The following is a 1161-nucleotide window of genomic DNA, read 5'->3' as shown; positions in this document are numbered from 1 at the left end:
GAGGAATTTCGTAGGGAAGCAGTACGCCGAGCGGATCAGCCCGGCAACACGGCAGCATCCGTCGCCAAAGAATTGGGATTGCATCCCGGTCAGATCTACAACTGGCGGCGACAGTTCACCCGGCTTTCCGAGAAGCAGTTCAACTCCGTCGATGGCGTCGACTATTCAAAGAAGGAATCAGAAGAGGTGCGGCGTCTCAGGCGTGAACTGAACGATGCTCGCAAGGAAAATGAATTCCTAAAAAAGGCTGCGGCGTACTTCGCGAAGCTCCAGGAGTGAAGTACGTGGTCATCGCAGAGTATTTGGGGCAGTACCCGATTACGCTGATGTGCCGGGCTCTGACCGTATCGAGGTCAGGGTTCTATAAGTGGCACAAGCGTAAGCCCTGTGCCACGCAGCTACGACGCGAGCGGATTGAGAGCAAAGTGGTTGAGCTGTTTGCCGAGTACAAGGCGCGCTACGGTGCGCCCAGACTGGCGCATGAGCTGAAGGATGCGGGTCTGCCCTGTTCAAAGAACTTTGTCGCCAACATCATGCGCTATCGCGGTATCCGGGCGCGAAATGGCAAGGGCTTCCACTACCGTCCGGCCAGTCCGACGATGATCAATGTGGAAGAGAACCGATTGCGTCGTCGCTTTCACGCAGAAGCCCCAAACCAGAAATGGGTAACGGACATCACCTACATCTGGGTCAAAGGCAGTTGGGCGTATCTGGCCACCGTCATGGACCTCTATTCTCGAACCATAGTCGGCTGGAAGCTCGATACCTCCATGACGGAGAAACTGGTATTGGATACGCTCACCATGGCCTTCTCGCGTAGAGAGGTTAAGCCTGGACTGATCATCCACTCAGACCGCGGAGTTCAGTTTCGCTCGGTGAAGTATCTGGATCTGGTCAGATCAAGCGGTTGCCTAGCAAGCATGAGCCGGCAGGGTAACTGCTGGGATAATGCGGTGATGGAGTCATTCTACAGTCGGCTCAAGGTAGAGCTGATCTACGCTGAGCAATATGGCTCGATGGAAGAAGTCCGATCAGGTATCTTCGAATACATCGAGATCTTTTATAACCGCAAACGACGACACTCTGCTCTCGGCAATATCAGTCCAGCAGAGTTTGAGCGCAAATGCGCATAACAGTGTCTACTTTTTGTGGGTAGGACCA

2 protein-coding genes are annotated in these 1161 nt (G+C 54.0%); both read left to right on the top strand.

The window, feature by feature from the left end:
- Positions 1 to 279: transposase (locus tag CWE14_RS14660; protein WP_198676611.1), on the top strand; the 279-nt coding region annotated here is incomplete at its 5' end.
- A 5-nt stretch (positions 280 to 284) separates the two neighbouring features.
- Positions 285 to 1133: an IS3 family transposase gene (locus CWE14_RS14655; protein ID WP_241972428.1), complete on the top strand. Its 849-nt coding sequence runs from the start codon at positions 285 to 287 to the stop codon at positions 1131 to 1133.
- Positions 1134 to 1161 lie beyond the last annotated feature (28 nt).

Source organism: Aliidiomarina soli (genome assembly GCF_003986975.1).
In the GTDB taxonomy this organism is placed as follows: Bacteria; Pseudomonadota; Gammaproteobacteria; order Enterobacterales; family Alteromonadaceae; genus Aliidiomarina; species Aliidiomarina soli.
The sequence above is the reverse complement of the archived record's forward strand: the minus strand, read 5'-3'. Positions and strand labels throughout refer to the sequence as shown.